Genomic DNA, 23,526 nt, shown 5'->3' on the forward strand with positions numbered 1-23,526 from the left:
GAGAGAAACGGTCATGAGCTCCCACGCCGCCGCCGTCGAGCACAACGAGAACCTGCACACCGAGGGTTACCCCACCTACCACACGGGTAACGCCGAGGATGCCTACATCGAAGGCTACGACCCGGTCTCCCTCAGTGCTCCGCACTCCTCGTTGCTGAAGACCTCGACGTGGTTGGGTATGGGCCTGGTTATGGCCTCCCTCGCCGGCTTCGGCACGCTGCTTTTCGGCCTCGCCCAGTTCTTCTGGGGCACCGGCACCGCCGATCACAGCCCGGTTACCCTCATGGTTATCGGCGGTGTCATCGGCGTGGTGCTGCTCGTTGTCGGCCTCGTCCTCGCTGCCGTCGTCGGCCGCAAGGATTACAAGGCTTATACCAAGCGCACCGGTCGCTATAACTAGCGCGCACGCTTGATGAGGGCTCGGGCCAGACGGTCCGGGCCCTTTTCTTCTGCCGGAGGCGGCTGTGGCCATAATGGAGACCATGTCTGAACCCTCGACGGTGCCGGGGCCGAGCCCGGAGGTGGAAAGGCAGCGTCGACAAGCGCTGCGCAGACACAAGGCTTTCGTCACCGCGCTGCTGGGCGTGGCCGCGGCCATCTTCTTGGCCTGCTCGTGGTGGCAGACCCAGCCCGGCGGCGCGCCCGCCTGGGTGGGCTATGTCCGCGCGGCCGCCGAGGCCGGCATGGTTGGCGGACTGGCCGACTGGTTCGCAGTGACCGCGCTTTTCCGCCACCCGCTGGGCATCCCCATCCCGCACACCGCCCTGATCCCGCGCAAGAAGGATCAGCTGGGCACCGCGCTCAGCGGATTCGTGGGGGAGAACTTCTTAAACCCGCAGCTCATCACCGAGAAAGTAGCCGGCGCACAGGTGCCGGAAAAGATCGGCGCCTGGCTCAGCCAAGAGGATAACGCCGCGATCGTCTCCCGGGAGGTCGGCCGTTTCACCGGGAAAGCGGTGCGCGCCATCGACCCGGCGGACGCCGAAGCGATCATCAACTCCCAGTTCATCGCGCGTCTCGCCGAACCCGAGTGGGGCCCACACGCCGGCCGCATGCTCCAGGGGCTTATCGACGACGGCAAAACCGAACCCGTCGTCGAGGCCATCATCACCTGGACCCGCGAAAGGGTCGGCGGCGCCGAGGACACCATCGTCTCGCTCATCGACGAACGCATGCCCCAGTGGGCGCCGCGCTTTGCCCGCGACCTCGTCGGCGAGCGCGTCTACCGCGAGGTCGTCGCCTTCCTCGAAGACATCGACAACGACCCCGACCATGAGGCCCGCCACGGCATCCGGCGCTTCATCGCGCAACTTGCCGACGACCTCCAGCACGACCCCACCATGATCGCCCGCGTCGAATCCATCAAGGACGACATCATGGGCTCCCGCGCGGTCCGAGGGGCGGGTGCCTCCATCTGGCAGGCCGTTTCGCAGGCGCTTATCGACGCCGCCGAGGACCCCGACTCCCTGTTGCGGGCCAAGGTGCGGGAGATGTGCGTGCACTGGGGCAAACGCATCCAGAGCGATCCGGAGCTGCGGGCCAGCCTGGATCGGCGGATTACCGGCGCGGTGCGCTTTTTGGCGGAGAACTACTCCGGGGAGGTCACCGCGATCATCTCGGAGACCGTGCACCGGTGGGATGCGCGCGAAGCCAGCGACAAGATCGAGCTCATGGTGGGTAAGGACCTGCAGTTCATCCGCTTAAACGGCACGATCGTGGGTGCACTGGCCGGTCTGGTTATTTACACTGTTAACCAGATACTTTTCGGCGCCTAAACCCGATGAAACCCGATCAAGGAGAGCACGCCACCATGCCCGAACAGCTCCCCGGAGACAACAGCAACCGTTCCTCCCTGCTCGATAGCCTCAAGAGCGCTGGCTCCGCCGTGGGCGAGGTGATCAGCGATTTTAGCGATCGTCTCCGCGAGGACCGCGCCGAGCGCACCGCGGAAAAGGGGCAGGATTCCTTGAGCGAGCGCCTCAAGCAGGCGGCCTCGCGCGCCCGCCAGGAACTCTCCTATGCCCAGGGCGGCTCCGACATCCGGGAGGCCTCGGGCCGTTTCGCGAAGGAGGCCGAGGAGATCTTCAAGGAGATGTACGGCTCCGTCTCCCGCGCCGCGGATGGCACCCGCGATTCGGAGGCCTATGACACGGTCCGCGGCCAGGTCTCGGAATCGGTGCAGTCGGTGCGCGGCTCGATCGACGATGCCGTCGCCAAGGCCCGCGAGCGTACGCAGAAGAAAGAAGGCGCTGGTGCGGCCGGTGCCGGTGCTGGTGCCGACGACGGCGCGGATGCCTCCAGCCGCCTCGACGACCTGCTGGGGCGTTTGCGCGGCGACGCCGATAAGAAGCAGACCGATTCTCTTGCAGAAGACACGCCCGATATCATTGACGGGGAAGTCGTCTCCGAGGACGATCAGACCAACGAGAGGAAATGAGAGGCATCACATGGCGGCTCAGTACCTAATCATGGCCTATGACTTTTTCGAGTGGGGCCTGTACATGCTGATCGCCCTGACGGGTCTGGTGGCAGCGGTGCTCGCCGGAACCACCCGCGACGATGCTTATGACGCCGCCGGTCGCCAGAGCAAATGGGTGTGGACGGGTATCCTCGCTGCCTCGACCCTGGCGGTGGCCCTGCGCTTCCCGTTTTTGTCCTGGGCCGGCATGGTCGCCATCGGTCTGTACTGGTTCGATGTCCGTCCGCAGATCAAGGACATCCTGTCGGGTAACTACGGCTGGTAGATGGACGACATCACCTGGCTCAACGCCCGCACCACCGTTCTCGCTCCCGCCGCTGGGGCAGATGAGGTGCGGGCTTTTCTCACGTCGGCATCCACCGCCGGAGCGCACACGGCCGTGGTCCATCCGACCCAGGAATTCCTTGTGCCGGACAACATGAGATCCGCGGTGGCGGTGGGGCACCCATCGGGTAAACACCACGGGTTGATCAAGGCCTCGGAGGCGCGCCTAGCTGTCGAGCACGGGGTGGAAGAGATCTGGTTGACCCCGGATCCCGATCTCCGCGATGCGAATGCTTACCTCGCGGAGATCGCCACCGTGCGCCAGGCCGTGCCGGAACCGGTCGTGCTCGTGGTGCGCGCCGTGGCACCGGAAGTATACGAGGCGGCGTATCTCGGTGGGGCGGAGCACGTCGTCACGCGGGAAGAGCCTGCCCGTGCCGCGGACATCGCGGCGGTCGCGGGTGTCGACGACGCCGTCGTCGCCCTCGAGGCCGGGGCGCAGCGCCTCGCTACGCGCGTGGCCGGGTGGGATCGCCTGAAATAAGGCGCCTGGGCTGGGCGGTAGGGATGCACTGCCGGAGCTACGGAGTGCGTGTCCGTGTAGTTGGTCGCAGAGGCCCGGCTACCTGGTAGTGCCCTTTGGCGCCGGTGATTACTGGTGCGGAGGCGTCGTAGTTTCGGTGTTTCTTGCGTCAGTAATACGGAGAAGACTCCTTCTCGGGCGCACGGAGACCACGGCGATACGCCTCTTTCCGCGGTGTGCAGCCCCGCGGATTCTCTCTCGCTGGAATGCGCCTGCCGGAGTGTTCCTCACACCTTGGCGATCAGCCCGAAAAGAATTGCTGGATTGCCGTCTTGGTCTACTGGCGGAGGTGAAGCAACGGAACTCAGCCACGGCGACTATGCCGCCGCATAGTGCGGACCGGGTTTTACACACGTGCGTAATCGGAAATCAATGGATCTCTGGAAACTCATAGGTACGCGGGACACACTGTCGCCTGATGCCGCGTGCCGAGCACTAGCGCCACCACCCTCGGGGTCTGCTGAGGGTTGGGGAGCCTGCGCCGCCGGGGCCTGGGACGTGGCGACCGAGGCCGGATGGCTGCTGCTACCAACTATCCGGAAACTACTCGGAAACCGTCGCCTAGAATCAGGCACCCTAGGTGCTGAGAGATTTCCTGGTCAGAGAGAAAACGCCGAGGGCAATGGTGATTCCACCGCCGCAGATCATGAAGGGGATGACGTTGGCAGGGGTTAAGAACAGGCCGGCAACGAAGGATGCGAACACGAAGGAATAGATACAAAACACGAACGCAGAAATGAGCGTCGTTCGCTTGTCCTCCGGGATGGCTTTCATAAGCAGCGAGGTCACGAAGACATTCTGCCCGCCGTTTCCGATGCCGAGAAGTACGCCGGCGGCCATCGTGAACACCAGGCTCCAGGGCTGGAACAGCGCGATGATCGCTATCCCGGTGAACACACCCGATAACCCTATTCCTCGTTGCGTCTTTTCACGTGTGATCGCTTGCATCACTATCGGGCCTATAACGAGGCCGACGCTCATCGACGCCCCGACCAGTCCATAGTCCGAGGCCGGTCGCTCTTGCATGGTGCGCAAATAAATGACGATGCCCACGTTGACCACGGAGCCGAAGAAGGCCACCCCCATCGGCGGCAGCAGCCTTATGGCCACACCGGGCAGCCTCAGCAGCTCCACAATCGACCGGAAGAACCTCCCCCCGGGCAGCGCCCGAGGCGCCTTCTTCCTCGCTCGGAGGATACGGGAGAGAGGGAACCTTCGTGAGCGTGAACAGGGCGCTTAAGAGGCAAAGCGCGATGCATCCCACATAGATATACAGAGACCCTAGGGAGTAGAGGAGTCCTCCCAGAGCCGGACCCGCGACGAAGCCGGCATTGCGGACCGTCGTGACCCACTTGTTGACTGAATCGTAGTCCTGCTTCTCAAAAGCCTCGGCCACGAAGAGCAGGACAACCACCCAAAGAGCCCCGCCGAGAAGCCCCAGGAGGCCTCCGACGAAAACGGCTAGGCCGGGCACCGGGTCCTGAGCAAGGTAGAGGCAGGGGAGGATGACCGCTGCCTCGCATGCGAGAATGCCGGCGAGTATCCTCGCTAAGCTTTTCCCTTCGATAAGGAAGTACCGCGATAAAGGGCTGGCAAGGAGGCTGCCCGCTGTTGTGGTCGCGAAAAGAAGAGAAGGCCACAGCCCACGTGTGCTGTCGATTTCGAGCATGAGAACCGTCGCGATCAGTTCATCTACGACGCTGGCGCAAAACAAAAGGACGAGGGCGAAAGCCCAGCGCGCCTTGGTTGGTGTTGCGCTTTGAGAAGGCAGCGGGGCGGTCATGGCGCATCGAGGGGTCGTACGTGCCACCAAGCGTCCCACGAAGCCGCCGGCACGCGGCCCCACTTCTCGCCCCAAGCAATATTTGACATGCCCTTCAAATCTTAAGCCTCCACCTCGCAGTAACAGTGATGGAGATCCCTCTATAGGTTGCGGATCAGTAATGCCCCTTAAGGTGGTGTAACTCGGTGGCCGAGATCGTCTGCAGATTCGTGTTGTGCACGGATGTAGAGCGGCCACCGTGTGATCCTTCGAGTCAACCTCTTACCGAATCCTCGAATGGAGTCATCACGATGACCGCACCTCATATTGTCGACCCTGCCGGCCTTCTTGGCCAAGCCCTCGCCGAGGCGTCGCCGGATCTGATGCGCGAGCTGCTGCAGACCATGATCAACGCCTTGCTGTCCGCCGATGCCGACGCCGTCTGCGGGGCGGAGTGGAACGCCCGCTCTGCCGAGCGCACCAACTACCGAAACGGCTACCGCCACCGCCCGCTCGATACGCGGGTTGGCACCGTCGACGTGGCGGTGCCCAAGCTGCGGTCGGGGTCCTACTTTCCCGAGTGGCTGCTCGAGCGCCGCAAGCGTGCTGAGTCCGCGCTGATCACCGTCGTGGCGGATTGCTATCTGGCCGGAGTGTCCACCCGCCGCATGGACAAGCTGGTCAAGACCCTGGGCATTGACTCACTGTCGAAGTCGCAGGTCTCCCGCATGGCCGCCGACCTGGATGAGCAGGTCGCCGCGTTCCGGCACCGGCGCCTGGATGAGGCAGGGCCGTTGACTTTCGTCACCGCCGATGCGTTGACGATCAAGGTTCGGGAAAACAAGCAGGTCGTCAAGGCCTCGGTGCTGCTGGCCACCGGGGTCAACGGCGACGGGCACCGCGAGGTGCTGGGCATGCAAGTGGCGACCAGTGAGACCAAGGCCTCGTGGAACACCTTCTTCGCCGACCTGGTCGCCCGCGGCCTGGGCGGCATGCGGCTGGTGACCTCTGATGCGCACGCCGGCCTCGTGGATGCGATCTCGGCGAATCTGCCCGGAGCCGCCTGGCAGCGCTGCCGCACCCACTACGCGGCGAACCTCATGGCGGTGTGCCCGAAGTCCATGTGGCCGGCCGTGAAGGCCATGCTGCACAGCGTCTATGACCAGCCCACCGCAGACGCCGTCAACGCCCAGTTCGACCGACTATTGGACTACACCGAGCACCGGCTGCCCGAGGTCGCCGACCACCTCGGTGACGCTCGAGAGGACCTGCTCGCCTTCACCACGTTCCCCGACGACGTGTGGCGGAAGATCTGGTCCAACAACCCCACCGAGCGGCTCAACCGCGAGATCCGCCGCCGCACCGACGTTGTAGGGATCTTCTCCAACCGGGATGCCATCGTCCGCCTCATCGGCGCCGTCCTGGCCGAGCAGACCGACGAATGGGCCGAAGGACGTCGCTGCCTCGGCCTCGAAGTCCTGAGCCGATGCCGACTCGCCCTGACCACCGACACCAGCTCGCAGACGGAGGTGAACACCGACCCACTGATGCAACTACCCGCCTGAGCACCAACGAAGGATCAAAAACCAGTTACACCACTACCAGGGGCTTGACCTGCGGATCAGTGATTCAAAGCCTGGGGAGACTCATAGCGGCCGCGAGAACCGGGCGACCTAAACCCGAGTCCGGCCCTGCACACGCCCAAAGCTACGCCGGTTGCTGGTTGGGGTCGCCGGAACCTAGGGCGTGTCTGACAATTGAGGGAAGCGTGGCATGGGACCCTGGCTCCCGTGTCGCGTTTTCACATGTTGAGTGATGCCCAGTGGGAGATGGTCGAAGAGCTTCTGCCCCGTCGCACGGGGAGAAAAGGCCGACCGTTCTCCGATCCCCGGCAGATGCTCGAGGCCATCCTCTACTGCCTTCGGGCAGGGATCGCGCGGTGTGACCTGCCCGCCTGCTTCGGGTCCTGGCAGACGGTCTACACCTGGCACAACCGGATGGCCAAGGACGGACACCTCGGACGTGATCCTTCAGCGACTTCCTACACAGGCCGATACGGAAGACCTGATCGACTGGTCGGTGTCGGTGGACTTTGACGATCACCCGGGCCCATCAGCACGTCACGAACATCACGCGGGTCACAGGGGGCTTTGTCGAATTACAACAACCTGCTGGCCGAGCCGCCTGATCACGCGGTCGGCCGATCACGGGGTGGTCTGTCTACCAAGGTCCACGCCCTGGTCGACGGCCATGGCATGCCCCTGACCATGATCGTTACTGCGGGCCACCGCGGTGACTGCCCGGTGCTGATCCCGTTGTTGAAACGCCTGCGGGTGCCCGGGACGGTGGGCCGACCGCGCACCCGGCCCGATGAACTGCGCGCGGATAGGGCGTATGCATCGAAGGCTGTGCACAGGTATCTGCGCGAGCACAAGATCACGGCGACGATCCCGGAGAAGAAGGACGTGATCGCCGTCCGGAAGCGGAAAGGCTCGATGGGTGGGCGTCTACCGACGTTCGATGCGCAGTCCTACAAGGGCTGCAACGTGGTGGAACGGTTTTCGGCAACCTCAAGCAGTGGCGGGGTGTGGCAACCCGGTACGACAAGCTCGCGGTTGTCTACCGGGTCGGCGTGATGGCTATCGCCGTCATGAGCTGGCTGAAGAAATTGTCAGACACGCCCTAGCTCCCCGGACTGCTCGGCCTGGCGGGCGAGCTCGCCGAGCGGGACGTTTTCGCCATCTAGGGTGATGCGCAGTGCGCCATCGAGGATCTGTATATCGGCGATGCGCACGTTCGCCTCCTCGTTGGTCTGGGCGTTCACGCCCTCGGCGAACGCCTCGGTGATCTGGTCGGTGGCCTGCTCGGGCAGGTCGAAGCCGAAGATCTGGGTACCGTCGGCGGCGAAGCTGACCTGGCCGTCCTGCTCTACCGGAGTCAGGCTGATGACGGCGGCGCCGTGGACGAACTCCAGGTCGATGGTGTTGTCGGCGCCGTTGGCGGTGACGTCGGTGACTGTGAGGTGATCGGCCAGCGGGCCGGCGTCCTCCGGCTGCTGCCGGACGAGCTGCTCGCGCATCACGGCGAGCAGGTAGTCCTCCGGCAGCTCGGTGGTGACGGTGACCCTATCGGACACCATCTCCTCGCTTAAGTCCATGCCCTGCATATGCAGGTCGGTGGCGGGCTGGCCGGAGACGGCCTGCTCGGTGATCTCGAGGGTAGAGGGGGTGCGCACGTTGACTTCGTTGAGCTGGCCGGCGAACAGCCCGAAGACCAGCGGGGCGGTGCCGAAGGAGACCTCGGGCTCCTCGGTGAGCTCCACCTGGTCTTGCTGGGACTGCTCCTCGATGGAGGAGGTGATCTGGTTGGACATGAACATCCGCAGGCCGACCTCGGCAAGGATGATCAACAAAACGACCAGCACCAAGATCGTGATCAATACCTTGGCGACGGTGGAACCGGTAGAGCGTTGCGACATGAGCCCTAGTCTTGCACACGAAGGCCCACAGCCGCGCGACGTGCTGTGGGCCAGGAGGTTTTAGAGGTTCTCGTTGATCCAGCGCTCGGTGAGGTTGCCCTCGTTCTGGAAGAGATCCGCGAGTGCTTCGCCGACCTTCGGTTCGATGGCCGGGCCCATGAACGGGATATCGACGCTGACCTCGTTGTCATAGGCCAGGGAGGTCAGCTCGTTGGAACCGGAGATCTCAGCTTCACCGGAGAAGTTCACCGGGGTGCCCTTCACGTCGGCGGTATAGGAGTACTTCTCCCCCTCAACGGTGACGACGCGCTTGACCTTCAGCGCCTGCGACACCATGGAGCGCACGGCCTCGGGCAGAAGGTCGAGCGGCAGAACTTCGTAGAGGGTGGCCTTGCCGGGCTCGAATTCGGCGACCTCACCCGGCTCGGGCGAGAGGTTTTCGGCGATGAACTTCCAGTAATCCTCGCTGGCGTAGGCCTTCTGCACCTTGTCGAGGGGCTGGTTGATAGTCACGGTGTTTTCGCTACGGGTTGCCATAACCATAAGACTACCGTGGGAGGCGTGACTGATTCATTTACGCCCCAGCTTCTCGACGGCCTCGATAACGTCACCGTCGACACCCACACCACCTTCGCGGACGTCACCAGCCTCCGCCTCGGCGGCCGGCCCCGCGCCTTCGTTCGCTGCTCTACACCGGAGGCGGTCGTGGAGGTCGTGCGGCGTCTCGACGACACCGCGACCAGCTGGCTCATCGTCGGCGGCGGGTCCAACCTGGTCGTCGCGGACGGGGAGCTGGATCTGGTGGCGGTGGCGGTGGAAAACAAGGAGGTTTCGCTTGGCGACGACGGCCTCGTCCGCGCCGGCGCCGGCGCCGTATGGGACGACGTGGTCGCCGCCGCGGTGGAGCGCGGGTTCGGCGGGATCGAGTGCCTGTCCGGCATCCCGGGCTCGGCCGGGGCGACGCCGGTACAGAACGTCGGGGCGTATGGCACCGAGATTTCCGACGTACTCACCCGCGTGCGCCTCTATGAGCGCGCCACCGGCGAGACCCGTTGGGTGCCCGCCAGCGAGCTCGAGCTCGCCTATCGCTACTCCAACCTCAAGTTCACCGGCCGTGCCGTCGTTCTAGAGATCGAGCTGCAGCTGACCACCGACGGGCTCTCAGCCCCGCTGCGCTTCGGCCAGCTCGCCGGCAAAACCGGCGAGCGTCGGGACGTCCGCGCCGTCCGCGAGGAAGTCTTGGGCCTGCGCCGCAAGAAGGGCATGGTGCTCGACCCCGCCGAGCACGACACCTGGTCGGCCGGCTCCTTCTTCACCAACCCCATCGTTTCCGCCGAGGTGGCCGATCGGGTGCGCGACAGCGTCCGCGCCGACCGCGGCGATGACGACGCCGACCGCATGCCCGCCTGGGAGGTCGCCGGCGGCATCAAGCTTTCCGCCGCCTGGCTCATAGAGCGCGCCGGATTCCCCCGCGGCTACCCAGGGAAGCGCTCCCCGGTGCGCCTGTCGACGAAACACACCCTCGCTCTGACCAACCGCGGCTCCGCCACCTCCGAGGAGCTCGCGAACCTCGCGCGCACGATCCGCAACGGCGTGGTCTCGGTCTTCGGCGTGGAACTCGTGCCCGAGCCCGTCTGGATCGGGATGGAGTTCTAGTCCTCCTGCTGAATGAGCACGATCGCGGCGCGTACGAAGTCGGCGAGGTCGGCGCTTTCGTCGTCGCGCCACCACTGCAGCGCTTCAGAGTAGGGGCGGATGACGCCGCGCTCGGCATCCGCCAGCACGATCTCCTCGTGCTCGCCTTCCACCAGCAGCACCCAGCGCAGCCCCGTGGCCCGGGCGATCTGTTCGCCCGCGGCGGTGCCGAGGAGGTGGACGACATCGTCGACACTTGCGGGATCCGCCGCCGCCCTTTTCTGCCATTCGATACGCCCCGCCGCCGCGAACTGCGCAAACGCCTCCGGGGTGCGCAGTACCCCGAGTTTCTCCAGCAGCGGCACGAGCTCTGCGATGTGGCGTCGGTCTTCGGCGTCTAGCTCTTCGAGCAGCATCGCCTGGCCGTCGGAAGGCCGATCGAGACCGACGTCCGTGGCGGCCTGCCACCCGTCGTAATACCCGCCCACACCGGCGGCGAGATCGCTCAAAAGCTCCCGGGTGGCGGGGATGGTTTCGGCGTTGGTCGGTTGGTCGTCGCGACGCAAGGTCAGTGCCCAGCCGAGCGCATCGTCGCCATGCTGGCGTGGCGGCTCCGCCTGCTGCCAACCGTGCTGCGCGGCCGCGTTAGCCAAAGACTCGGCCGCCGACTGCGAAGGCAGAAAGAAGAAGTGGGCCTGCTCGCGCGGGCGGCTCAGATCGCTGCGGCGCGAGAGGATATCCAGCAGGCTGCGGTCGTCAGGATGCATACGTTCCAGGGTAGTGGGCCGCATGCTTATCGACGTCGCGGTGATGCTAACCGTTTACACAGGCGAGAGAGCTGAAATAAAACCTTGAAAAAATTCAGCTTTTCATAAGCTCGGCCGCACAGGAGAACAACAAGCTAAGGAGACGATCGATGGATAAGCACCTCAAAGATCACTCCTGGTTCTGGTCGCTGATCATCTCGGTCGCTGTCGCCGCGGCACGCGTGCCTTTCATGTCCCACGAGGGGCCCTTACCTGGGCACACGTGAGCGAGGCGGTGCTCATCGTCGCGGTAGCCACCGTGGTGGTGCGCGGGCTTTTCTACCTTATCGATAAGGCTGTTACCACCAGCCACTAATCGCTACCGCTTCGCTGTCGGCATCACTAAAATCCGGGGCATGACCACCAGCGTATCCCGCCGTGAGGGAAAGAAAATCGTCGTCGTCGGCTCGATTAACGCCGATCTGACCACCCGGGTGGCCCGGCACCCGCATCCGGGCGAGACGCTCATGGGCACCGGCGGCACGTTTTCCGCCGGCGGCAAGGGCGCCAACCAGGCGGTGGCGGCGGCGTTGCTCGGCGGCGATGTCGCGATGGTCGGCGCGGTGGGCGCCGATCCGCAGGCCGAGGCCGCGCTGACTCATCTGCGCCGCTCGGGGCTGGACATGCGCGCGGTGGCGACGACCACCGAGCCCACGGGCCTGGCCGTCATCACGGTCTCGGCGAGCGGGGAGAACACCATCGTCGTGCTGCCCGGGGCGAATGCCACCGTGACCGCCAGTTATGTCGACCAGCACGCCGAGCTCATCCGCGGCGCCGACATCGTGTTGCTCCAGGGCGAGATCCCGGCCAGTGGTTTCGACCGCGCGGTCGAGCTCGCCGCCGGGCGGGTGGTGGTGAACTTGGCGCCGGTGGTGCCCGTCGGCAAGCAACGCCTGCTTGAGGCCAACCCGCTTCTGGCCAACGAGCACGAGGCCGCGCTGGTCCTCGAGCAGCTCGAGCGGCCGCACGAAAGCGACGATCCCCACCAGCTGGCCCGCGAACTGCGGGAGGCTGGTTTCCAGACGGTCGTGCTCACCCTCGGCGCCGCCGGCGCCCTCGTCGCCGACGAGCAGGGGCTCACCGAGATTCCCACCCCGAAGGTGCAGCCCGTCGATACCACCGGCGCCGGCGACGCCTTCGCCGGTGCACTGGTCACCCGCCTGTCGGAGGGCGACGGGCTCGTCGACGCCGCCCGTTTCGCCGCCCGCGTCGGGGCAGCCGCGACGTTGGCCCGCGGCGCCCAGGACTCGTATCCGGCAGCCGGTGAGCAGCTGCCGGAGGTCGAGAACTCCTAGCTAGCGCAGGGGGTCGAAGGGCTTGATGATGTCGTCGACCTCGCCGGTGTCGATGAGCTTCGCCAGGTAGCGGCCCGTCGCCGGGCCCAAAACGATGCCCCACATGCCGTGGCCGCCGGCGACGTAGACGTCGCGCACCTTCGTCTCGCCGACGAGCGGCAGCCCGTCCGGGGTGACCGGGCGGGAGCCGACCCACTCGTCCTTGCGGTCGTTGAGGTCGATGCCGGTCATCAGGGTGCGGGCCTGCTCGAGCATGGAGTTGATGCGCTCGTTGTCGAAAGGCTCGTCCGGGTGGCGGAACTCCATCGTGCCGGCGATGCGCAGCCGCCCCTGGTACGGGGTCATGGCGAGGCGCTGGGTGGGCAGGTAGATGCAGTCGTTGGCGGGCTTCTCCGTCGGCACGGAGAACGAGTAGCCGCGGCCGGCTTGGACGACGGTGCGCACCCCGAGGTCGCGGGCGAGCTCCGGCAGCCAGGCGCCGCTGGCGATGACGACCTTGTCCGTGGTGATCTGCTCACCGGTACCGAGCTCCACGACCGGCTTGCCCGAGGAGGTCACCGAGGTCACGGACACCCCGGTGCGCACGGTGCCGCCGCGCTTCTCGACGGCTTCAGCCACCGCCTCCGTGAAAGGACCCGGCTCGATGAAGCGCTGTCCGCCCATGCGGTAGGCGGCGCCGACGGCGTCGGAAAGCTGGGCGCACGCCGCCTGCGGGTCGTCGAGCTTTTCCAGCGGGATCTCCTGGCCGTGCCGGCGGGCGCCCTCGACCTTGCTGAGGAAGCTGGAGGCCGCGGACTCGTTTTCGAAGCCGACGATGAAATCGCGGGCGTTGGTGGCGTTCTCGACGCCGCCGTCGACCATCTCGTCGAAAGCGTCCAGGGCGACCTGGTCGATGGGGGTCAGCCGTGCCATCGTGCGATCCCACGCACCGTTGTTGGCATGCGCCATGAACCGGGCGAGGAAGTTCCACAGCTTCGGATCCAGCCGCAGCGGCATGTGCAGCGCCGAGTGCCGAGAGAACAACTCCTTGGGGCCGATCGCCCACAGCCCCGCATTCGACAGCGGGATGGTCTTACCCGGGGCGAGCCACCCGGCGTTGCCCCACGAGGATCCAGCAGCGACGCCCGCGCGGTCAAACACGGTGACGTCATAATTCTTTTCCTGTAGATGCCAGGCGGTTGATAATCCGACCAGCCCGGCGCCCACAACGATTGCTTGTGGCATTGCGCGTTGTTTCCTTTCACACACACATGTTTCGTGCCTGACTGAATGGTAGATCTTTGAATGTGGGCGGAAACACAACCCGCTTTTCAGTCCCTATTTCGGGGTCAACTGAGTGCCTGCTGCAGCTCCGAGCGCAGCCGTTCTCCGTTCTGAAACACCAGCTCGGCGTGGAGAAGAAGCTGGTTGTCGGTCACACCTCCGAGATAGTTCATGGAGACATCTCCGATGACGTGGGTGTGGCCATGTTCGCACACGTGGGTGTAGGCGTGTGGCCACATCTGGTGGACGTTCCAGCGGTCGACTTCTTCTCGGATGCGCTTGTGGGAGGCGTAGTGGGGCAGGCCGTCGTAGATGTTGGCGCGGGCGATGAGGATCTCTTCGGTCGGTCCGTGGAGTAGCAGGCTGTAGCAGATGCCTTCGGTCTCGACGTGGATTCCGGTGGCGTCGGTTTTAAAGTCGTAGCCGAGCAGCTTGACGATGTTCTTGAGGCGTTTATGCGTCAGCGGCGGCAGGTGGACGTGGTAGGTGGGCGTAACCCAGTGGACGTAGCGGTCGGTGGCGGTGGTCATGGTGGACAATCCCCCGTAGGTGTCGGACTCGAATGACGTGGACACCTCGGAGGCTAAACCGGTTCTAACCCACCGCGCGCTCACCGAAACCAAAGCTGTGGATAACCCCGGATATCGTTGATGCTTCACCAACAAAACGGCATGAGCTGTGGATAAAACGCGGATAAACGCGAACACCCGCCCCCACCTTCGGGGGGGAGGAAGGCGGGGCGGGTGGCGTCGGCAAGCGAAACAGTCAGCGAGGGTTACTCGGCGCTGGGGTAGATGCCGTTATCGCCGAGGCGCACGTCCTCGTTGAGCAGGAGGTTGATCTCCGCGGCCTGGGCGTTCTTCTCCGGCAGGCGGCGGCCCTCGATCGGGGTGAACAGCTCCCGCGGGCCCAGCATGCCGGCCTGCAGGTGCGCGGCACCGGCCCGCAGGCGGGCGGTGGCGGCGTCCCGCCAGGCCTCGACGTCGCGCCCGGCGGCCGCGAGCGCGCCCTCGAAGACGCTCGGGTGAGCGTAGACGACCAGGGCGCCGACGTGGCCGAAGCCGAGCGAGGTCAGCGCACACGCCTTCACGGCACCCGCGCCGAGGTCGAGCGGCTCACGCAGCCAGACCAGGTTGGTGGCCTTGGGCTCGATGAGCGGATCCACGGTGTCGAGCGAGGCGTTCTGCGGCAGGCGGCCGGTGCGCAGGACGTCGATAAGTCCGCCGGTCTGGAACAGCGCGGCGCCCGCCTTCGAGTGACCCGTGAGCGTCTTCTGCGAGATGACGAACAGCGGCTGGTTCTCATCCCGGCCGATCGCCGGCCACAACAGGGAGTGCAGCTCGGACTCGTTCGGGTCGTTGGCGTTCGTCGAGGTGTCGTGCTTGGACAGCACGGACACGTCGTTCGGGCTCAGGCCCAGCGAACGCAGCGAGCGGGCGAGCTTCGAGTTCTCACCGCCGCGGCCGGCACCCAGGGCGCCGAGGCCCGGCGCCGGGATCGAGGTGTGCGCGCCGTCGGCGTACGAGGCCGCGTGGGCGAGCACCGCGTGCACCGGAAGACCCAAATCAGCGGCCACCGAACCGCGGGCCAAGAGCACCGAGCCGCCGCCTTCGGCCTCGAGGAAGCCGCCGCGGCGCCGGTCGTTGGCCCGGGAGATGAACCGGTCGTGGATGCCCTTGTCGGTCATCTTCTTGGTCTCGGCGGTGGCGTTCATGTCGCCGAAGCCGGTGAGCGATTCGACCTGGACGTCGTCGATGCCGCCGGCGATGACGAAGTCCGCCTTGCCCAGCTTGATCTTGTCCTGGGCCTCCTCGATGGAGACCGCCGCCGTGGCACACGCGCCGATCGGGTGGATCATCGAGCCATAGCCGCCGAGCAGCGACTGCATGGTGTGCGCGGCCACCACGTTCGGCAGGGCCTCCTGCAGGATGTCGCTCGGTCGCTCCTCGCCCAAGAAGCGGGAGACGAACACCTTGTGCAGGGACTCCATGCCGCCGATACCGGTGCCCTGGGTCATGGCCACATCCAGCGGGTGCAGCGCCTTGAGCAGGTCGGTCGGGGAGAAGCCGGCCGTAACGAACGCGTCGACGGCGGTGACCAGGTTCCATACGGCCATGCGGTCGAGCGAGTCGATCATGTGCTCCGGCACGCCCCACTTGGCCGGGTCGAAGTCATCCGGCATCTGGCCGGCGACGGTCCGCGACAGCGTCGCCTTGCGCGGCACGTGCGCCGTCGCGCCCTGCTTGCGGGTCACCAGGTACTCGCCGTCGTCCTCGGTGATCTCGGTGAACTCGGGATCGGCGGCGAGGATGTCCTCGGCCTCCGCCTGCGAGGAGGCGGTGAAGGTGATGTCACGGTCGAGGAAGACCTCGGTGAGGTCGATGGAGCCGTGATTGACAAGGTGGTACTTGTCGGTCAGCTCGCGGATGCCGGCACGGGCGACCACCTCATCGCGGAAGCGGTCGTAGATGTCCTCCTCGGCGACTTCGGTGCCGTCGGCGTCGTACCAGCCCGGGTGCGGGTCGTCGGACCAGGTGACCAGGCCGGTCATCCAGGCCAGCTCCAGCACGCCGGCGGCGGTGAGATCGACGCTGCCGTCGCGCTGGATGCCGTATTCCGCCTCGAAGCGGGTGCGCCCGGAGCCCCACGAGGAGACCTCGCCGAGGCCCACGATGACCACCATGTCCTCCAGCGGCTGGGTGACCTCGCACACCTCGGCGCCGGTCGGCTGGCTCGGGTGCGGGGTATTCGGCAGCGCCTTGATGGTCACCGGCGCCTCCGCCGCGTCCTCCGGGGTATGACCGGCGGCATCGGCCTGCGCCTTCTCGGCGAGCTCGGTAATGGAGATCGCCGACGAGCCCAGCCCGCCGGTGAGATCCGCCTCGATCGGGTGTTCGGCGGCCTTAGCGCGGTTGTCTTCAGAGGCCAGCTCCATGAGCTCGGAGGAGATCTCCTCCGGCGACCAGACGTGGATGCCGGCGGCCTCGGCGGCCGGGACTAGGGCGTCGTTGCCGCCCATCAGGTGCGTGCCGGCCACCCAGCCGATCTTCGCCTGCGCCAGGGTGACTCCCTCGGGCCAGCCGGCCTCGGAGTGCCACTTCGCGAGCACCGCATCCAGCGCGCTCTTGACCTCGGCGTAGGCGCCATCGCCGCCGAACATGCCGCGGTTGGGGCTGCCCGGCAGGATGACGTGGGTGCGCTTATCGACGTCCGCCTGCGCCAACTCCGACAGCCGCGCGATGGTGCGCTCCACGGACCACAGCAGCAGTCGGGTCTGGTTCTCGGCCGAAGGCCCGGCGTCCGCGAGGGATCCGGCCACCGCGGGCGCGGCGAACGGGAACGCCAGGGTCGGGGTGAGAGCCGGCTTGAGGATCTTCACCTCGTTGCCCACCGACTCCTTCTGCTCGGTGCCGATCCAGTCGATGAGCGCATCGATATCGCGGTAGCTCGACAGGTTCGCCGGCACCAGCCACAGCGCGGCATGGCCGGTGGCGTGCTCGGCGAAGAGCCGGCGGGCGAACTCCTTGCGCGCCTGGCTGATACGCGAGGCGGTCATGACGACGGTCGCGCCACCCTCGAGCAGGCGTGCGACCAGTGCGGTCGCGATGGAGCCGGGAGCCGCACCGGTGACCAAGGCGACGTCCTCGGCGTAGGTCGCCGGGGCGTCCTGGCGGGCGGCGGCGGCGATCTCGCGCATCAGGGAGGCATCACCGCCGTTGTCGGCCCACCACTCGGCCTGGGCGGCGACGGTCTCGCCGTCGCCGGTGAAGCGGTTAGCCGGCAGGTCCTTCTCGCCGAGGGCGACCCGGGCGAGGTCCTCGCGGGCGTAGGCCCAGCGGTCGTCGAAAAGCACCGCCTTGTTGGCATCGAAGCTCGGGGTCACCAGGTCGACCCAGCCGGTGCCGAGCTCGGCCTCGACGGTGTCGATGACGGTGGTATCCGTCGCCTCGAACTCCGGGGTGTCCGGGGAAAGCCCCAGCTCGTCGAGGATGGTGCGGGCGGCCTTGGCGAGCACGCCCTGATCGCCGGTGACGGACTCGGCATACGCGCTCAGCGCCGCGGAGTCGACGACCCAGCCTGCACCGGAGCCGCCGGTAGTACCGAGGGAGACGGTGACGCCGTGGCGGGCGGCGACGGCCTGGACGGCGGCGTCGATAAGCTCGTCGACCTCCGCCTTGCTGGTCGCGCTCGTCGGGATCGTGGCCAGCGAGCCGCCGCGCACGGAGTCCTCGTCGCGCGAGCCCAGCAGGATCTCGGCTTCGACGTGGCCGACCCAGCTGGCCGGCAGCGCCCAGGCGCCGGTGACGCGCTCGGAGACGTAGGCCGGCTTCTGGCCAGTGGCGCCGAGCAGCTGGCGCAACCGGGCGGTGACCGCCTCGCCGAGCACGGAGCCGAAGGGCGCATAACCCGGGGCGGCGGCGACGACGCGCTCGCGCAGGGTGGCCACGTCCGCATCGGCGGCGCCGTCGATGGCGGGCACGCCGATCTCGGCGGACATGTCCATCAGCAGCTGGTTGCGACGCGAAGACACCCCGTTGGTGAGCTCTTCGACGGTGTCGGTATCCGAGATCTGATCGAGGCGGATCTTGTTGGAGAAGGCGAACAGCGCCATGATCGCCTCGGCGGCGCTGAAGTTAAGCTCCGGGGCGTCGGCGGCTGCGGCCGGCGCGGCGGCCGGGGCAGTAGGCTCGGCGGGCGCCGGCTGCGCGGCGGGCGCGGCCTCCGGCTTGGCCTCTGCCTCTGGGGTGTCTTCCTCGACGACGGGTTCGTCGACGACGGGGGCCTCGGTGACATCGGCCAGCATGACGATGTCCTGGTCGCGCTCGACGTTGTAGACCGGCAGGTCCACCCCGGCGACCGCCATGGAGCGCTTGGCCAGGTTGGTCAGCGTCGGCGAGGACGCCAGGCCGACCTCGATGATCTGATCGACGCGGTCGAAAAGCAGCTTCTGGGTCTCGATCCACTGCACTGGCGAGGCGAACTGCCAGGACAACAGCTCGATGAGCAGCACGCGGGCGAGCTCGTTGTCATCAGCGAAGTCGGAGACCTTCTTGCCGGCGAGGCGTTCCGACGGCGCCACCGCCCGGATCGCGTCGAGGAAATCATCGGTGAGCTCGAAGGGTCGGGCCACCAGGTTCGGGATGTAGCGCCCGATCAGGGTGTCCAGGTCGAGCTCGGCCGGCAGCAGCTCGTCGAGCTTCGCGGCGAAGTCCGGCACCCCGGGGCGCAGGACGGAGGAGTGGAAGGGGACGTCGATACCCGGCACCGTGACGTAGGCGCGCTCGCGGATAGCGTTGGCCTTCTCCTTCAGCGCGGCCAGGCCGGCGCGGGTGCCGGCGATGGAGTACTGCTGGCCCTCGATGTTGTAGTTGACGATCTGCAGGAACTCACCGGTCTCCTCGGAGACCTGCGCGAGGTAGTTGTCGACCTCGTCGGCGGCCACGCCGATCATGTTCGGCCGCAGCGCGCCCATGCCGTAGTTGGAGCGGCCCTGCTCGTCACGCTCGACGAGCGAGCCCATCGCCGAACCGCGGGAGTAGACGATGTCGATGACCGCCTCGAGATCGAAGATGTTCGCCAGCGAGGCCAGGGCGGTGTACTCGCCGAGCGAGTGGCCGGCGTAGTAGGCGTTCGAGCCGATCGCGTCGGCCTCGCGCAGCCGCTCGGTCTGCGCGTAGGCGACCACCGCGAGCGCGACCTGCGTGAACTGCGTCAGGTGCAGCACGCCCTCTGGGTGGCGGAAGCGCTGGCCGCGCACGGTGATCTCGGTGGGGTTGTCGTCGATGATCTGCTGGATCGAAAAGCCCAGCGCGCGCCGGGTGTGCTCATCCGCGCGGCGCCACACAGCCCGGGCGGCGGCCGACGCGTCGCGATCACCGCGGCCCATGCCCTCGGACTGGATGCCCTGGCCCGGGTAGACGTACGCGGTGACCGGCTGTGCCATGAGCGCCTGGCCGACGGAGACGACCTCGCCGTCGATACGGCAGGTCACCTCGAAGGCGAGGTGGATGCCCTTGCGGCCGGCGCGCTCGACGGTGATCTCCACCTCGTCGTTGAGCTGCACCATGCCGTACATCGAATAAGTCCAGCCGACGACGCGCCCGTGGCGACCCGCCAGGTGCTGCGCGGTCGCCGAGAGCCACATGCCGTGGACCAGCGGGGCCTCCAGGTTGACCAGCTGGGCGGCGTTCGTGGAGGTGTGGATCGGGTTATAATCGCCCGAGACCAGCGCGAACGGGGTCATGTCGGCCGGGGCGTTCACCACGGCGCGATCGACGAAGGAACGCGGCGTCGGGGTGATCTTGCCCGCCGACTTACCGCCGCCGTACTCCGGCGCCGGGGTGGGCTGGTCGGTGCCCTGGGCGCGGCCGCGGATGGCGAAGCGCTGCATCTGCGTGGCCACCAGCTCCTCGCCGGAGTAGAGCTCGAGCTCTACGGTGACGATGCGCCCGGCCGCCGATTCCTCGATGGCGGTGCACCGGCTGGTCACGTCGATGGTGCGGCCATCGGCCAACTCCTCGAGCGGGACGCGCACGTCGACGACGTGGTTGAGGTGTACGGCGTTGAGCAGGCCCTCGATGACGGGGTAGCCGTCGTCGAGCTTTCCGGAACCCAGCGCCGTGTAGATCGCCGGCCAGCAGGGCCCGACGAGCACGTCCGGGGTGCCCGGGGCGACGCGCCCGAGCGCGGCGCCGGTGGTGTTGGTGTGCGCGGTGAGCAGCTCAGGTGTGAAGGTAAACGAGTAGCGGGCGATGCCGAAGGGGGCGTCGGCGGATTCGGAGCCGTCGATAATCTTCGGCATCTCGGTGATCTCATCGCCGGTCTCGCTCGTCGAGCCCACGCCGGCGAGGCCCTCGAGCAGGCTGAACACCGAATCCGGCAGGCGCTCGTCGCTGACGACCGGGGAGCCGCCGGTGGCGACGCCGTCCGGCAGATCCAGCGGCACGGTGACCTCGCGGACGTAGAACGGGCGCTGCTCTTCCGGCAGATCGTCCCAGTAGGAATCGGCGTTGATGCGGATGGAGTAGTTGCCCTCGTCGTCACGCACGAGGTCGTAGGCGTCGTCGTCCATCTCGTAGGCCGGGTTCGCCATGAGGTGGCCGTGCCAGACGATGGTCGGGGCGTTGCGGATGTAGTCCTCGGGCGTCTCGGCGTCGGCCAGGCGGGAGAAGAGCTCGACCGGTTTCTGGCCGGCGGCCTCGAGGACGGAGGTGGTGCCGGCCTCGAAGCGGGCGAGCAGCTCGGCGACGGGCTCGTTCTTCTTCGTGATGCCGGCCACCGCGACGGGGCCGGGGATGATGCGGACCTGGTCGGCGTCGTAACGCTCGTCCTGGGCCTGCCACAGGGTGTCCTTGCCGAACCACGTCTTGAGATCACCGTCGATCGCCGGGACCCACGGCATCGGCTTGACGTGCTTGTAGTGCAGCGAGATCCACCAGGCGGCATCGCGCGGGGAGACGGTGATCTCGTGGGCGTCCGGGTAGGCGCGAAGAAGCCTCTCGACGGCCGCCGGTGCCTCCTCCAGCTCATCGCTGGAGGGGAACAGCGTCTCGATCTCGCCGTGGTCCGCGTCGTTGAGGCGGGCTTCGATGCGGTGCAGAAGGTCGAAGAAGCGGTCGTCCCACGTCGGGTCGTGGAAGGGATAGGCCAGCTCGACGAAGCGGTGGAGCCACTCGGCATACGTCATGGTCTCGACGTCCCCGAAGTAAGGCTTCGAGGTGCGCGAGAGGTAGTCGATGATCTCTTCTCGACGCGGCCCGTACTCCTCCAGCTCCAGCGACGTGATGAAGCGCGACGCGGCGGCAAAGGAGTTATCGAGCTCGTGGATATCCGCCAGCAGGTGCGACTGCGACGAGGCCGCGCCCCCTGCGCCCGTGCCGCGCGAGACCCAGCCGTCATTGTCCTCCGGGGTGATGCCCTTCGTGTTGACGAGCAGGTCCTTGACGCTGTCGGTCGCCTTGGCCTCGCGAGTGGCCATGGCCACCGTGCCGACGAACACCGCATCCACCGGCATCGGCGCCAGGTCGTGCTGGGCCGACCAGGTGCCGGTGAGCAGCTCCGCAGCGCGGTCGGGGGAGTAGATACCTCCGCCCACCGCCAGCAGCACGTTCGGGTGCTCGCGGACCTCGGCGTAGGTGTCGATGAGCATGTCATCGAGATCCGTCCACGAGTGGTGCCCGCCCGCGTGGCCGTCCTCGACCTGCATGATGATCGGGAAATCCGGGTTCGCCTCCGCGATCTTCAGCGTCGCGCGGATCTGGGCGCTGGTGCCCGGCTTGAAGGCGATGAACGGGAAGCCGTCGTTGTGCAGCTGCTCGAGCAGCTCGGTGGCCTCGTCGACCTCCGGGATGCCGGCGGAGATGGTCACGCCGTTGAACGGGGCGCCGGCGGCGCGGGCCCGCGGGACGATGCGCGTCTGCCCGAACTGCAGGTTCCACAAAAACCGGTCGAAGAACATGGTGTTGAACTGGGCGGTCCGGCCCGGCTCGAGGAAGGACTCCATGGTCTCGCGGTGGCCGTTGAAGACTTCGTCGGAGTACATGCCGCCGCCGGCCAGCTCCGTCCAGTAGCCGGCGTTCGCGGCGGCGGCGACGATCTCACCGTCCGCCGTCGACGGCGTCATGCCGCCCAAGATGATCGGCGACAGGCCGGTGACCGCCGAAAAGCGCGTCTGGGTGCGGGTGGAGCCATCCGGCAGGGTGATCAGCCGCGGCGCGAAGTCGGTGTAGTCCGTGGCCGCGGGCAGCTCGGTGCCCGGGGTGGCAAGCGCGTCGCGGTCCGCGCCGGTGGCGGCGGAGACGGTCACGATGCCGGAGCCGGCCAGCAGGCGGGCGGTCATGCGGCGCAGCGCGTTATCGAGGACCAGCGCGTGGGTGACGTCTTCATCCCGCAGCCGCGTCGCGACCTCCAGGAAGTTGTGCTGGTCGACCAGGATATCCTCGGCGAGCTCGCGGGCGGTGGTGTGCTCGAAGCTCACGCCGCACTGCTCGGCCCAGCAGGCGGCCAGCTCTGCGGCCGCGGCGTTGGCCGAATGGTGGAAGGGGTAGGCGACGGGCAGCTCGTCGTAGATCGGCTCGAGCGGGCTGCCGCCACGCTCAGCGGCCTCGAGGGAGGCGTTGAACTGCTCGGCGGCGCTCGCGATCGCGGTGCGCGCGGCGGCGAGCGCCTGCGGGCTGCCGGCAAGGATGACGTGGCTCGGCCCATTGACGACGGCCACCTCCACGCCCTCAACGTCTGCGATGAACTCCTCGACCGTGACCCGGCGCAGCCCGCGGATGGAGACCATGTGCGGGCGGGCATCATTAGCGCCGTGCAGGTGGCTGGCCGCGGTGCCCAGCAGGATAGCGAAGGTCAGAGCCTGCTGCGGTTGCGTCGCGGCCGCGACACCGATCACGCCCTGGGAGTGGCCCTCCAGGTGCGTGGCCGAGATATCCAGGCCGAGATCACGCAGCTGCTCGACGGTAGCGATCTGGCCTAAGACGATACCCGGGATGCTCACGGCCGGGTGGGCGTCGATCTCTACGGGTTCGATGTGGTCGGCGGCGTTTTCACCGGTGAGTTCCTCCAGGCGGGCGAGGGCACCGGGCACCGTCGAGGCGATGGTGCGGGCGACAGGGCCAGTCTGGGTGCGGGCCTGGGCGAGGGCGTCGGACAGTCGCTGTCGGACGTGGTGGCCGGCGGAGGCATCCGCCAGCATCTGCTGCCACGGGGTGCCCTGTCCTCCGAAGATGAGGGCAGGCCGTGCCATTGACAGAAGCGGGGTCAGAGACATACGTCAGTCCTTACTTTCCGGGACGATACTAGGAGATTACGTAACCGTAACCTACGCGAGCGTAATATAGTTCTCTAGAGCCCGGAATGTGAGAAACTCAACTGGGGGTGTCGCGGTGGGGGTTTGGTTGCTGGGGTTTGGTTGTCTGGCTGTTGTGTAGCGGCATCGCTTTCGTATTCCTGGTCGAAA

The 23,526-nt window shown here is 66.8% G+C and carries 17 protein-coding genes and 1 pseudogene; 10 read left to right on the forward strand and 8 right to left on the reverse strand.

Going from position 1 to position 23,526, the window contains the following annotated elements; genetic code table 11:
* Positions 1–13: 13 nt before the first annotated feature.
* From C3B44_RS01235 to C3B44_RS01255, 5 genes are all read left to right on the forward strand, one after another.
* Positions 14–400, forward strand: coding sequence for a hypothetical protein (locus C3B44_RS01235; RefSeq protein WP_108430756.1), 387 nt, complete (start codon positions 14–16; stop codon positions 398–400).
* Positions 401–473: 73 nt separating this feature from the next.
* A complete protein-coding gene (locus C3B44_RS01240) occupies positions 474–1,775 on the forward strand; it encodes a DUF445 domain-containing protein (protein ID WP_108430757.1) in 1,302 nt (433 codons plus the stop codon).
* Between the two features lie 35 nt (positions 1,776–1,810).
* The gene (locus tag C3B44_RS01245) at positions 1,811–2,437 is read left to right on the forward strand and encodes a CGLAU_01105 family protein (RefSeq protein WP_108430758.1); all 627 of its coding nucleotides are present in this window, start codon (positions 1,811–1,813) and stop codon (positions 2,435–2,437) included.
* A gap of 10 nt (positions 2,438–2,447) precedes the next feature.
* Positions 2,448–2,744 (forward strand): DUF2516 family protein, encoded by a 297-nt coding sequence (locus C3B44_RS01250; protein WP_108430759.1) that lies wholly within the window; start codon positions 2,448–2,450, stop codon positions 2,742–2,744.
* The gene (locus C3B44_RS01255; RefSeq protein ID WP_108430760.1) at positions 2,745–3,287 is read left to right on the forward strand and encodes a beta/alpha barrel domain-containing protein; all 543 of its coding nucleotides are present in this window, start codon (positions 2,745–2,747) and stop codon (positions 3,285–3,287) included.
* Positions 3,288–3,902: 615 nt separating this feature from the next.
* Here C3B44_RS01255 and C3B44_RS01260 read toward each other — a convergent pair.
* Both C3B44_RS01260 and C3B44_RS12145 read right to left on the reverse strand, forming a co-directional pair.
* Positions 3,903–4,460 carry an MFS transporter gene (locus C3B44_RS01260; protein ID WP_235840501.1) on the reverse strand — a complete coding sequence of 186 codons (558 nt, stop codon included), beginning with the start codon at positions 4,458–4,460 and terminating at the stop codon, positions 3,903–3,905.
* 52 nt (positions 4,461–4,512) lie between these two features.
* A pseudogene (locus C3B44_RS12145) lies at positions 4,513–5,109 on the reverse strand (MFS transporter); the annotation flags it as partial.
* Between the two features lie 290 nt (positions 5,110–5,399).
* Here C3B44_RS12145 and C3B44_RS01270 point away from each other — a divergent pair.
* The 3 genes from C3B44_RS01270 (at position 5,400) to C3B44_RS11730 (ending at position 7,724) form a co-directional block, all read left to right on the forward strand.
* Entirely contained in the window at positions 5,400–6,653 is a 1,254-nt protein-coding gene (locus C3B44_RS01270) for an IS256 family transposase (protein ID WP_108430618.1), read from the forward strand.
* A 240-nt stretch (positions 6,654–6,893) separates the two neighbouring features.
* Positions 6,894–7,184, forward strand: coding sequence for a transposase (locus C3B44_RS11725; protein WP_199906021.1), 291 nt, complete (start codon positions 6,894–6,896; stop codon positions 7,182–7,184).
* Between the two features lie 54 nt (positions 7,185–7,238).
* On the forward strand, positions 7,239–7,724 hold the full coding sequence (locus C3B44_RS11730; RefSeq protein WP_199906022.1) for a transposase: 486 nt from the start codon (positions 7,239–7,241) through the stop codon (positions 7,722–7,724).
* A gap of 35 nt (positions 7,725–7,759) precedes the next feature.
* Here the strand turns inward: C3B44_RS11730 and C3B44_RS01280 are convergent, their stop codons facing one another.
* Positions 7,760–8,566 carry an LmeA family phospholipid-binding protein gene (locus tag C3B44_RS01280; protein ID WP_108430763.1) on the reverse strand — a complete coding sequence of 269 codons (807 nt, stop codon included), beginning with the start codon at positions 8,564–8,566 and terminating at the stop codon, positions 7,760–7,762.
* A gap of 60 nt (positions 8,567–8,626) precedes the next feature.
* Entirely contained in the window at positions 8,627–9,103 is a 477-nt protein-coding gene (locus C3B44_RS01285) for a DUF2505 domain-containing protein (protein ID WP_108430764.1), read from the reverse strand.
* Positions 9,104–9,127: 24 nt separating this feature from the next.
* Here C3B44_RS01285 and C3B44_RS01290 point away from each other — a divergent pair, with 24 nt between their 5' ends.
* On the forward strand, positions 9,128–10,222 hold the full coding sequence (locus C3B44_RS01290) for a UDP-N-acetylmuramate dehydrogenase (RefSeq protein WP_108430765.1): 1,095 nt from the start codon (positions 9,128–9,130) through the stop codon (positions 10,220–10,222).
* Here the strand turns inward: C3B44_RS01290 and C3B44_RS01295 are convergent.
* Complete coding sequence (locus C3B44_RS01295; protein ID WP_158268606.1) at positions 10,219–10,968, reverse strand: ribonuclease E inhibitor RraB; 750 nt, start codon at positions 10,966–10,968, stop codon at positions 10,219–10,221. The genes C3B44_RS01290 and C3B44_RS01295 overlap by 4 nt on opposite strands.
* A gap of 395 nt (positions 10,969–11,363) precedes the next feature.
* Between C3B44_RS01295 and C3B44_RS01300 the strand changes: the two genes are divergently transcribed.
* Positions 11,364–12,302 (forward strand): ribokinase, encoded by a 939-nt coding sequence (locus tag C3B44_RS01300; RefSeq protein WP_108430767.1) that lies wholly within the window; start codon positions 11,364–11,366, stop codon positions 12,300–12,302.
* Here C3B44_RS01300 and C3B44_RS01305 read toward each other — a convergent pair whose 3' ends face one another.
* The 3 genes from C3B44_RS01305 to C3B44_RS01315 form a co-directional block, all read right to left on the reverse strand.
* A complete protein-coding gene (locus C3B44_RS01305) occupies positions 12,303–13,526 on the reverse strand; it encodes an NAD(P)/FAD-dependent oxidoreductase (protein WP_108430768.1) in 1,224 nt (407 codons plus the stop codon).
* 104 nt (positions 13,527–13,630) lie between these two features.
* Positions 13,631–14,140: a type III secretion system chaperone family protein gene (locus C3B44_RS01310; protein ID WP_146183443.1), complete on the reverse strand. Its 510-nt coding sequence runs from the start codon at positions 14,138–14,140 to the stop codon at positions 13,631–13,633.
* Between the two features lie 200 nt (positions 14,141–14,340).
* A complete protein-coding gene (locus C3B44_RS01315) occupies positions 14,341–23,337 on the reverse strand; it encodes a type I polyketide synthase (protein WP_108430770.1) in 8,997 nt (2,998 codons plus the stop codon).
* Positions 23,338–23,526: the final 189 nt, after the last annotated feature.

The sequence above is a fragment of the Corynebacterium yudongzhengii genome, from assembly GCF_003065405.1.
Taxonomy (GTDB): Bacteria; Actinomycetota; Actinomycetes; order Mycobacteriales; family Mycobacteriaceae; genus Corynebacterium; species Corynebacterium yudongzhengii.

Coding starts and splice junctions, on each gene's coding strand:
- C3B44_RS01235 (WP_108430756.1), top strand. CDS start 14: ATGAGCTCCCACGCCGCCGCCGTCGAGCACAACGAGAACCTGCACACC.
- C3B44_RS01240 (WP_108430757.1), top strand. CDS start 474: ATGGAGACCATGTCTGAACCCTCGACGGTGCCGGGGCCGAGCCCGGAG.
- C3B44_RS01245 (WP_108430758.1), top strand. CDS start 1,811: ATGCCCGAACAGCTCCCCGGAGACAACAGCAACCGTTCCTCCCTGCTC.
- C3B44_RS01250 (WP_108430759.1), top strand. CDS start 2,448: ATGGCGGCTCAGTACCTAATCATGGCCTATGACTTTTTCGAGTGGGGC.
- C3B44_RS01255 (WP_108430760.1), top strand. CDS start 2,745: ATGGACGACATCACCTGGCTCAACGCCCGCACCACCGTTCTCGCTCCC.
- C3B44_RS01270 (WP_108430618.1), top strand. CDS start 5,400: ATGACCGCACCTCATATTGTCGACCCTGCCGGCCTTCTTGGCCAAGCC.
- C3B44_RS11725 (WP_199906021.1), top strand. CDS start 6,894: ATGTTGAGTGATGCCCAGTGGGAGATGGTCGAAGAGCTTCTGCCCCGT.
- C3B44_RS01280 (WP_108430763.1), bottom strand. CDS start 8,566: ATGTCGCAACGCTCTACCGGTTCCACCGTCGCCAAGGTATTGATCACG.
- C3B44_RS01285 (WP_108430764.1), bottom strand. CDS start 9,103: ATGGCAACCCGTAGCGAAAACACCGTGACTATCAACCAGCCCCTCGAC.
- C3B44_RS01295 (WP_158268606.1), bottom strand. CDS start 10,968: ATGCATCCTGACGACCGCAGCCTGCTGGATATCCTCTCGCGCCGCAGC.
- C3B44_RS01300 (WP_108430767.1), top strand. CDS start 11,364: ATGACCACCAGCGTATCCCGCCGTGAGGGAAAGAAAATCGTCGTCGTC.
- C3B44_RS01305 (WP_108430768.1), bottom strand. CDS start 13,526: ATGCCACAAGCAATCGTTGTGGGCGCCGGGCTGGTCGGATTATCAACC.
- C3B44_RS01315 (WP_108430770.1), bottom strand. CDS start 23,337: ATGTCTCTGACCCCGCTTCTGTCAATGGCACGGCCTGCCCTCATCTTC.